This window comes from Stenotrophomonas chelatiphaga (assembly GCF_001431535.1).
Taxonomy (GTDB): Bacteria; Pseudomonadota; Gammaproteobacteria; order Xanthomonadales; family Xanthomonadaceae; genus Stenotrophomonas; species Stenotrophomonas chelatiphaga.
On the sequence record NZ_LDJK01000106.1, the window covers coordinates 1 to 9,977 of the forward strand.

Genomic DNA, 9,977 nt, shown 5'->3' on the forward strand with positions numbered 1-9,977 from the left:
GGTAGGGGGTGTCGCGCAGGGTAGTGACGGCCGCTGGCCGTCACCGCTCCAGGGCTAGAGCGTGACGACCAACGGTCGTCACCCACCCAGGCAATGGTCGTCACCCACCCAGGCAATGACCGTCGGCCACCCGGATCAAGTGCTTGACGGCCAGCGGCCGTCACTACCGAAGCGTGGGCAGTAGCTGAAGCGGGGGCGTACGCGGTTGTCTCATGACCTGTAACAGGTCTGTTACACCCCGGCGGCGGGCAGGTGCAGCGGGCCTCTGTGCGGATTCAGGCGCGCTCTGCCTTCCACCCATGTGTAACGGTCGGCATCCAGCCCGTCCCTTGTTTCCAGCCGGAATCCCTTTGTTTCAGGGCTTCGCGCAGTTGGCACGAAAGCTGCGTTCCCCCTCCCCATACGTAACGGGAGAGCGGCATGGACAGCAGCACGAAGCGCGGAATGTTCCTGGTGGCCAGCGTGGTCGCGCTGGCCGCATGCCCCGCGCTGGTACATGCCTCCGGTGCCCGCCAGGGCGTCACCCAGAAGCCGGGCGAGATGGTGCTGCTGCGCGATGTGCACACCCGCACCGCCTACCGGCTGGCCCCGCCGGGCGTGGCGTTGATCGCCGACCCGTCGCCGCAGCGCGAAGTGGGCGCCGCCCTGGGCACGTCGACCGGCATGGCCGAGCTCAGCGATGATGACTTCGCCGGGCTGGGTGCAGGCCAGGCCGCCGCGCCGGCCCACGCCGGTACCACCACCGTGGAGCGGGTCACCAGCAATGCGCTCGGTGGCGCGGTAGGCCGCCTGGGAAGTTCCAACGGCGGCATCATTTCCGGGAACCAGATCAGCGGCGCGATGAGCGGCCCGCTCGGTGCGGTCGGCAATACCACGCGCGGCATCGGCGATACGGTGCGCGGCGCCCTGGCGCAGTTCCCGATGGGCGCCCCGGCAGGTGGCAAATGAAGACGCGTGCGCTGCTGCTCGTCGCCGCTGCCGCTGGCGTGATGCTGCCGGCGCTCGCCCGGGCCGATGACTACGCCGGCATGCTCGGGTACCTCAACCAGTCACGCATCGAAGGCCGCGCGCTGACCGGCGCCAGTGGTGCCATCGCGGTCAACCAGGTGGCGGGTGACCTCAACGCCCAGGCCAACCTGGTGGGCATGGCGCAGGGCAACCAGGCGCGGGTGGATATCGATGCGCGCAGCACGTCCTCGCGCAACAGCGTGCTGCTGGACGGACCGCTGCACGCCAGTGCACACATCGATGGCCAGGCCCTGCAGGGCGCCAATGGCATCGCAACCATCAACCAGACCAGCGGCATCGCCAACACCAGCATGAACGTGGTGCGGGCGACGCTGGCCCGGGAAGGAATACGCGAGTCCGACGATGAGGCCCTGGCCGAATCGAGCGTGACCGCGTCAGCAGGGGGGCAGGGCAGGGCCGGCAACGGTCTGGCCGCGGGCACCCGCAGCGTCGGCGTGGCAGCGTCGGCGATGCAGGGGTTCGACGGTGTCCTGCAACTCAATCAAATCGCGGGCGCAGGAAATGACACGGCCAACATCCTCGGTATGTCCGTGCACGGCAACCCGTGAGTGGTACCCACCCGTTACACCACTGATGAGAGAGAAGGCACCATGAAAGCGATCGTGAAAGGGACAGTACTCGCCATGGCCATCGCAGGCGTGGTCGCCACCGCACACGCGGCGGATGACCAGAACGCAAGCGCCACCATCAACCACAACCACAACGTCAATGAAAACTGGACGTTGAACGACACCCGCAATGTCACCCGCAACAACGTGACCAGCGATACCAACACCGATACGGACACGGTCAACGACACCCGTAACCTGGTGCGCAACACCACCCGCAACACCAACACGACCAACAACAGCAGCACCACCAACAACACCGCCAACACCACCTCGAACGTGCGTTACTCCAGCACCACGACCAACACCAGCCGTTCCAACGTTGATTTCTCCGACGTCGACCACACCCGCGATGTAGCGGTCAACGAGACCAGCAACATCTCGGCGGACGAAAGCAAGGAAAAGAACAACCACGGCGTGGACGTGAACCTGGAAAAGGACCTGCGCCTGAGCTCGGACATCAATTTCTCGGGTGATCCGGAAATCACCGGCGACATCGATCTCGACTCCGCCGCCATCGCCGTCATCGACAATCGCCAGTCGATCAGTGACAACGAAGCCTCCAACGAGCTGCTGGACAACACCGCGTCGATCTCCGATGACGTGGCGTCCGGTGCCTCGGGCAACCTGGGCTTCAACGTCGCCGCCGGTGACAACAACGCACAGGACAACGCCGCTTCGCTGTCTGCGGCCGATGCCTCCTTCAGCTTCGGCATGGCCGATGCTGAAGTGTTCGTCCACCAGGCGGTGGGCGGCAACACCACCCTCAACGAAGGCGTCACCAACGCCGCCGGCCTGGGTGGCAATGCGTTCTCCGGCGCCGCCGGCAACATCGGCGTGAACGTGGCCTCGGGCAACAACAACGCGCAGAAGAACGCGCTGGCCGCATCGGTCGCCACCGCGGCGATCGCGCAGTCGAGCATCTCGTCCAACCAGGTGTCCAGCGGCAATTCGGTGTCCAACGCCGGTTACATGCAGCGCTTCAGTGACACCACCGACGTCACCCTGCGCGGCCGCGTGGCAGGTGCAACGCTGGCCTTCGGTGCAGGCACCTATGAAGGGACCGGCAACGCCTACCAGCAGGACAACTACTACCTCGACAGCTGGGATGGCGCACTGCCGCACACCAGCGGTGACAGCACCGGCCACATCGACCTGGACAACGAGATCCAGAACGCCACCGACAACCCGTACCGTGACGGCGTGGGCGGCATCGCCTTCGACACGGACGAGGAAGGCACCAGCCAGTTCGTCGAACTGGGCGTGGCCGACCTCTATGCCAGCCTGAGCGGCACCGTGCGGACTTCGCGCTGGGTGGCGGTCAATGCGACCAACACCGCTGGCCTGTCCGGCAGTGCGTTCTCCAACGCGTCGGGCAACATCGGCGTGAACGTGGCCTCCGGCACCGGCAACCTGCAGGCCAACAGCCTGGCCCTGGCCGTGGCCCAGCCGTCGACCGGCGGCGGCACCCCGGGCGGCGGCGGCGGCGAGTAACACGTGGCGTGACCGCTTTCGCAGGCTTGCTGCGTTGAGCGCAACAAACCCGGTCATCCGCCAATGACCGGGCTCCCCGGGAGCCCCTGTCCCATCTCCCCCTTTTGGGGCAGGGGCTCCTACCTCGGAAGGAGCCGTTGCAATGCGAGTTTCCTGGTCCACCTTCATGTTGCCTTGGCTGCTGCTGGCGGTTGTCGCGCCGGCACGTGCCGGCGACGTGGCCTTCAGCGGCGTGCTGCCCAATGGCGGCCTGCTGCAGCAACGGGTGGAGAGCATGCAGGAACGGCGCTTCCGCCACCTGGTCCGCCAGCACACCGACTACAGCTGCGGCGCCGCCGCGCTGGCCACCATCCTCAAGTACGCCTATCACCTGGATGCCGACGAGGCCACGGTGATCGAAGGGATGATGAACGTGTCCGACCAGACCCTGGTACGCGACCGTGGGTTTTCCCTGTTGGACATCAAGCGTTACGTCGAATCGATGGGCATGCGTGGGCGCGGTTACCGCGTCGACGAAGCCCGCCTGCGCAACCTGCGCGTTCCTGGCCTGGTGCTGATGGACGTGCGCGGGTTCCGCCATTTCGTGGTCATGAAGCAGGTGCGCGGCGATTTCGTCGAAGTGGCCGATCCGATCCTCGGCAACCGCAGCGTGCCGCTGGCCGAGTTCCTGGAGGCCTGGCCTTCGCGTGCGGTCTTCATCGTGATCGGCAGTGATTTCGATCGCAACACCGTGCTGCTGCAACCCAGCGAACGGCCCAGTGCACGCGCGCTGTATGCGCGCCAGGGCCCCATCACCGATGCCGAACTGGTCGACTTCGGCTTCAGCCACGCCGACCTGTTCTGAAGGAGTTCCGCCATGAACATTCGCCTCATCGTCATTGCCAGCGCCCTCGCCGCGCTGTTGCCCACCGTCCTGCACGCGCAGGAAAAGCGCAGCGGCAAGGGACTGACCGAAATCCCCGATCCCGAACTCAACCTGATGCGTGGGCGCTACACGGTAGGCGGCAACAACGTCGCCTGGTTCGGCGTGACCATGGCATCGCAGTGGCAGGCATCCAGCGGCGCGGCGATGGAAGGCGCGCTGCAGCTGGGCATGGACTTCCGCAACGGCGGTACGCCGAAGGTGAGTTTCACCCCGACCGTGAGCGTCACCGCGGCCGACGCGCCGTTGCCGCAGACGGCGACCGACACCGCCAGCGGCCCCCTTGCCAGCGTGGACAGCAGTGGCCTGGCCAACGTCTCCGGGCTGGTGCAGAGCGTGCAGGTCGCCGGCGACGGCAACAGTGCGCGCAACGTAAGCTCGCTGACCATCCGCGATGGCGAGGTGCCGGTCGTCGCCGACAGCGGCGTGCGCAGCGCAAGTGCACAGCAGGGGGGCGCCAGTGCCACCGCGTCCTTCGACAACAACCAGGCCCGCCTGGAACTGCAGCTGGAAGGCGTCGGCGCGGTGCAGCAATGGATCCGCAGCGGCAGCGTCGGGCAGACCATCGCGCTGGGCGGCAATGCACAGCAGGTCAGCAACCGCCTGCAGATCGAACTGGTCAGGCAGAGCATGGCGAGCAATACCCCGTTGACCCAGAACATCGCCCAGGCGATGGCGCTGACACGCGGGATCGGGCCGGGCCAGTAACAGCGGCGCGGCAAGGGGGATGGCACTCAACGGAAGAAGGACATGCACACCAATCACCGCATCACCCCGCTGGCGCTGGCGGCGCTGGCCTGGATCGTGTTCGCCGACAACGCGCACGCCCAGCCGGCCACGGCGGCCGGCAACGAGCAAGCCGATGTGCAGGCGTTGATGGCCCAGCTGGAAACGCTGAAGGCCAACTACGCGCAGGAAGTCCGTCGCCTGCGCGAGCTGGACATGCAGGTGCAGGCCATGCAGGCGCGGCTTTCCGGCAAGGCCGGCGGCGTGGCGCAGCAGGGGCCCCCGTTGCCACCGGAACCGGCGCGCGCACCCGCGACGGCGACCGCCGGGGCCGAAGGCGGCTACGCCAGCAGCGCGGCGGAAGCGCAGCAGGCCAAGCAGGCCGCGCGGCGCAGCGTGGACGATGTAAAGCAGCAACAGCAGGCGCTGTTCTCGCGGCGTTTCACCATCGAAAACAGCCTCACCTACGCGCGCTACGACCGCAAGCAGCTCACCCTCAACGGCTTCCTCGCCCTGGATGCGATCTTCCTCGGCAACATCGGCATCGAAAACGTTGAATCCGATTCGCTGACCTACAACCTGGCCGCGCGCTGGGGTGTCAGTCCCAACCTGACCGTCAACATGGACGTGCCGTGGGTTGCACGCCGGACGGTGTACCAGAAGGGGGGCGCGGGTGGGTCCGCCGCAGCGGTGGCGGAGGAAGAAACCAGCGGCAACGGCATCGGCGACATCGGCCTGAGTGCCAACTACCGGCTGTTCGGCGAACGCGGCTGGAGACCGGAAACGGTACTGACCGCAGGCGTCACCGCGCCCACCGGGCGTGAGCCCTACGGCGTGGACTGGACCGTGCTGGAGCGCGACGACGATGACTACATCCGTTTCGCCGTGCCCAAGGAGCAGCCCACCGGCAACGGGGTGTGGCAGGCCAACGTTGGCCTGTCGATCGTCAAGACCGCCGATCCGGCGATCCTGTTCGCCAACGCCGGCTACATCCATTCCTTCGAAGCGAGCTTCGACGACCTCGACGGCAATCCGGATACGGTCAACCCCGGTGACGTGAAGCTCGGCGGCTCCTACTACTTCGGTGCCGGCGTGGCGTTCGCGTTCAACGAGCGCACCAGCCTGAGCATTTCCTTCAGCGACAAGCTGAGCGCGCGGGCGTCCACCCGTTACCGCAACGGGCAGTGGATGAAGGTGATCGGCAGTGATGCCAATGCGGCGACGTTCAACCTGGGCGTCACCTACGCACTGAACCAGAAGACCACGCTGGTGAGCCTGCTCGGCATCGGCCTGACCCCAGATGCGCCGGACTTCACCCTGGCATTCAAGGTGCCGTACATGCTGTAAGCGCCGCGGGGCGCGGACGCGACGCGACGCCTGCAGGGGTCAGCGCAGCGCCGGCAGTTCCACCTGGTGCTTGCGGCACAGCCGGTACACGGTGACCCGCGATACCTGCATGTGGCGTGCGCAGGCGGACACGTTGAACTCGTGTTCGCGCAGTGCCTGCAGCAGCAACTCGCGTTCCACCTGCTCGCGCGCATCCTGCAGCAGGGCGCGGGCGGCGGCGGGCAGGGTGGCGACCAGGTCCAGGTCGGCCGGCTCGATCAGCTCGCCGTCGGCGACGATCGCCGCGCGCTGCACGCGGTTGAGCAGCTCGCGCACGTTGCCTGGCCAATCGAAGCGCTGCATCGCCTGGCGCGCACAGCTGCTGAAGCCACGCGCGCGGCCCTGATGGCGGGCACGGAACTGGCGCAGGAAATGTTCGGCCAGTACCAGCACGTCGCCGCTGCGTTCGCGCAGCGCCGGCATGGCCAGCCGCAGCACGTTGAGGCGATAGAACAGATCACGGCGGAAGCGCCCCTGCGCGACCGCCTGTTCCAGGTCCACGTGGGTAGCGGCCAGCACCCGCACGTCCACCCGCAGTGGCTGGCTGCTGCCGACGCGTTCGATGGTGCCTTCCTGCAGCACGCGCAGCAGGCTGGTCTGCGCATCCAGCGGCAGGTCGCCGACCTCGTCCAGGAACACGGTGCCGCCGTTGGCACTTTCGAACAGCCCCAGCCGCCGTTGCGCGGCACCGGTGAAGGCGCCGCGCTCATGGCCGAACAGCTCCGACTGGACCAGGTTGGCCGGGATGGCGCCGCAGTTGACCGCCATGAAGGGATGCGCCGCACGTGCGGACATCGCATGCAGCGCATGCGCGGCCAGTTCCTTGCCGGTGCCGGTTTCGCCGGTGACCAGCACCGGCAGGTCCACCGGAGCGAACTTGAACAGGGCCGCGCGGGTGGCCAACAGGGCCGGACTGTCACCGATCAGCCGCTGGGCCGGACTGTCCGCCACGCGGGTGGTATCCGGCTGGTCGCGCTGCAGGTGGTCCACCAGCCCGGCCAGGTCCTGCGGCATCACATAACGATGCGGGCAGGCATCCAGCAGCGGCTGCCAGCTGGGCGGGGGGGAGGCGATGCCGCCGGGCAGCGCGGCCAGCAGCGGCAGGTGGTCGTGCTGCTGGATCCAGGCCTGCACCGAAACCAGCGCAGCGGCGGGAATCTGGCGCAGGTCGATCATGCCGACCAACTGGTCGCGGGCACGCAGGCCGACGGCCTGGGCGTTGAGCGGATCCACGCTGCGCACCTGCCAGCCGGCCGCCGCCAATGCCGCCCGCTCGGCGGCCAGTGGGTGGCCAAACCAGATCACACACCTGGACTGAATCTCCGAGACCGCCGCCATGCCTCACCTGTCCTTGTAGAGGGGCGGCAGACCACTCAGGAACACGTGCGTGCCGCCCCCACGCCGCCATCCCGGCCGGACATGGCTGCCCGACCGCCGCCGGATCCATTCCGGGGATACCAATGCAAACGCGGTTGGCGGCCGATAGCGGCCATTCGATCGGAGATCGGCCCATGAAAAAAGCCGCTGCAGGGCAGCGGCTTTCAACATGCGGCGCGGTATGGCTAGGCTTACAGCTCGACCCGGCGCGCCTGCATGAACTTGTTGCCCCAGTAGCCGGTCAGCAGGGTGTCCACGCGGACGTCCTTGCCGGTGCTCGGCGCGTGCAGGAAGCGGCCTTCGCCGACATAGATGCCGACGTGGTCCACTCGGCCCTTGCGGCCGAAGAACACCAGGTCGCCTTCGGTCAGCGCGGTGCGGTCGGCGATCAGCTGGTTGTTGCGGTCGCTGGCCATGTCGCGGGAAACGCGCGGCAGCTCGACGCCCAGGGCGGTGCGGAACACGTAGCCGACCAGGCCGCTGCAGTCGAAGCCGCTGTCCGGGGTGTTGCCGCCCCAGCGGTACGGCGTGCCCAGCAGGGTCATCGCGCGGCGCAGGACGGACTGGATCTTGCCGTTTTCCTCGGCGCCGCCGACCATGATCGAACCCGATGCACTGGTGTCGTAGTTGGCGAGCAGGCGGCTGAGGTCGCCGGCGACCATCGCCGAACGGTCCATCAGGGGGATGCTGTCATTGGCTGCAAGGTGCGGCAGCAGGGCGGCCAGGGTGGCGCTGGCGGCGGCATCGGCGCGGCTGCGCGTGGGAGCCGCTTCGGTCTTGGCTTTTACAACGGCGACGGCGGCTTCGGCAGGGGCCGGGGTGGCTGGTGCGTTCTGTGCCCAGGCCGGCGCGCTGGTGAGCACGAGGGCAAGGGAGAGCAGGGTGGCGCGCTTGATGCGCTGGGTCAGGCGGGGTGAATTCACGGCGCGCTGGCCTTCACACATCAGTTCGTCGGTCGTCACTCGGCGGTCACAGGGTTGGAAGCGATGGGCAATCATGCCCTGCCAACGCGTGGAACAAGTACAAATTTCGTTAAAGTTTCGTTTGTTTCAGTGTGATGTGCATCACGTTTTGGAGCATTTGCCCTGTTCAGGTTAGTGCAGGACGCGTTTCGCTCCTGTGTAGTGGTCCTTCCAGTAGTGCCCGCCCAGGGAATCCAACCTGACGGTTCCACCAGAACTTGGCGCATGCACGAAGCGGCCTTCCCCTACATAAATTCCGACGTGGCTGACGTTGCCACGGCTGCCGAAGAACACCAGGTCGCCGGTCGCCAAGCGCTGTGGGTCGATCTTCGGGCCCTGCACGGCGGCCAGTTCGCGCGAGGTCCGCGGCAGCTTCAGGTCGACCATCTCGCGGTACACATAGGTGACCAGGCCGCTGCAGTCGAAGCCGGATTCCGGCGTGTTGCCCCCGTAGAGGTAGGGCGTACCGACCAGACCGATGGCGCGCATCAATACCGCATTGGCGACCTGCGGGTTGGCCGGCGGGGTGCTGGGCCAGACCTTGGCAGACGGCGGTGGCGGGGCAGGGCGGCTGGTCTTTCCGCCGCCGCAGGCGGCCAGGGCGGCGGTCGCCATCAGCAGCATCAGGGCGGCGGCGCGACGGCGCAGTCCGGTCGAAACTGGCGTCATGTGCGTGATCTCCGGATAATGCGCGACCTCAGATAGGCCGTCATGATGGCGGCGTACCCGTCGGGCGGCAACCCGCCCCCACCGCCTGCCCTTGGCAGTTACCAGACAGAGTTGCGCATGAAGATCGAAAAAGACCGCGTCGTCCGTTTCCACTACACCGTGTCCGAAGTCGGCCAGGAGCCGATCGAGTCCTCCAAGGACCGCGAGCCGCTGGCGATCCTGGTGGGCCACGGCAACATCATTCCGGGCCTGGAAAAGGCCATGGAAGACAAGGAAGCCGGCGCCACCTTCGGCGTGGACGTTGCTTCGGCCGATGCTTACGGCGAGCGCCGCGAAGGCCTGACCCAGCGCGTGCCGAAGAAGCATTTCGGCAAGGAAAAGCTGGTGCCGGGTGCACAGGTCGTGCTGCAGACCAACTTCGGTCCGCGCGCTGTGACGGTGCAGAAGGTCGGCATGAGCGTGGTCGACGTTGACCTGAACCACCCGATGGCGGGCAAGGACCTGCACTTCGACGTGGAGATCATCGACGTGCGCGAAGCGAGCGAAGAAGAGATCCAGCACGGCCACGTGCACGGCGATGGCGGCCACCAGCACTGAGTGCCGAGCACGTTTGAAGTCGTTCGAACGGCCCGCGCGAGCGGGTCGTTTTTTTTTGCGGCAACGGCAATGGCAAAAGCTGCAGGGCTGCGTGTTGGTGGGGCGGGGTGGGTTCGTGGGAATCGCCGCAAGTACGTCCCTGTAGGCTCGCCATCCGCATCCATGCGGATGAGCGTTCCCACGAACCCACCCCGCCCCACCTTCGAC

The 9,977-nt window shown here is 67.0% G+C and carries 10 protein-coding genes; 7 read left to right on the top strand and 3 right to left on the bottom strand.

Going from position 1 to position 9,977, the window contains the following annotated elements:
* Positions 1-420 precede the first annotated feature (420 nt).
* The 6 genes from ABB28_RS16995 to ABB28_RS17020 all read left to right on the top strand — a co-directional run bounded on the left by ABB28_RS16995 (position 421) and on the right by ABB28_RS17020 (position 6,126).
* Complete coding sequence (locus ABB28_RS16995; RefSeq protein ID WP_057687550.1) at positions 421-948, top strand: hypothetical protein; 528 nt, start codon at positions 421-423, stop codon at positions 946-948.
* On the top strand, positions 945-1,577 hold the full coding sequence (locus ABB28_RS17000; RefSeq protein ID WP_057687551.1) for a hypothetical protein: 633 nt from the start codon (positions 945-947) through the stop codon (positions 1,575-1,577). The genes ABB28_RS16995 and ABB28_RS17000 overlap by 4 nt, the downstream gene beginning before the upstream one ends.
* Before the next feature lie 42 nt (positions 1,578-1,619).
* A complete protein-coding gene (locus tag ABB28_RS17005; RefSeq protein ID WP_057687552.1) occupies positions 1,620-3,131 on the top strand; it encodes a hypothetical protein in 1,512 nt (503 codons plus the stop codon).
* 142 nt (positions 3,132-3,273) lie between these two features.
* Positions 3,274-3,975, top strand: a complete 702-nt coding sequence (locus tag ABB28_RS17010; protein ID WP_057687553.1) for a C39 family peptidase — start codon at positions 3,274-3,276, stop codon at positions 3,973-3,975.
* 12 nt (positions 3,976-3,987) lie between these two features.
* Positions 3,988-4,761 (top strand): hypothetical protein, encoded by a 774-nt coding sequence (locus ABB28_RS17015; protein ID WP_057687554.1) that lies wholly within the window; start codon positions 3,988-3,990, stop codon positions 4,759-4,761.
* Positions 4,762-4,803: 42 nt separating this feature from the next.
* Complete coding sequence (locus ABB28_RS17020; protein WP_057687555.1) at positions 4,804-6,126, top strand: transporter family protein; 1,323 nt, start codon at positions 4,804-4,806, stop codon at positions 6,124-6,126.
* 39 nt (positions 6,127-6,165) lie between these two features.
* Here the strand turns inward: ABB28_RS17020 and ABB28_RS17025 are convergent, their stop codons facing one another.
* The 3 genes from ABB28_RS17025 to ABB28_RS17035 form a co-directional block, all read right to left on the bottom strand.
* Positions 6,166-7,503 carry a sigma-54 interaction domain-containing protein gene (locus ABB28_RS17025; protein WP_057687556.1) on the bottom strand — a complete coding sequence of 446 codons (1,338 nt, stop codon included), beginning with the start codon at positions 7,501-7,503 and terminating at the stop codon, positions 6,166-6,168.
* A 230-nt stretch (positions 7,504-7,733) separates the two neighbouring features.
* Positions 7,734-8,504, bottom strand: coding sequence for a C40 family peptidase (locus ABB28_RS17030; protein ID WP_057687557.1), 771 nt, complete (start codon positions 8,502-8,504; stop codon positions 7,734-7,736).
* A gap of 132 nt (positions 8,505-8,636) precedes the next feature.
* Positions 8,637-9,173: a C40 family peptidase gene (locus ABB28_RS17035; protein ID WP_057687558.1), complete on the bottom strand. Its 537-nt coding sequence runs from the start codon at positions 9,171-9,173 to the stop codon at positions 8,637-8,639.
* Positions 9,174-9,290: 117 nt separating this feature from the next.
* On the opposite strand from ABB28_RS17035, the gene ABB28_RS17040 reads away from it, so the two are divergent.
* Positions 9,291-9,770, top strand: a complete 480-nt coding sequence (locus ABB28_RS17040; protein WP_057687559.1) for an FKBP-type peptidyl-prolyl cis-trans isomerase — start codon at positions 9,291-9,293, stop codon at positions 9,768-9,770.
* Positions 9,771-9,977: the final 207 nt, after the last annotated feature.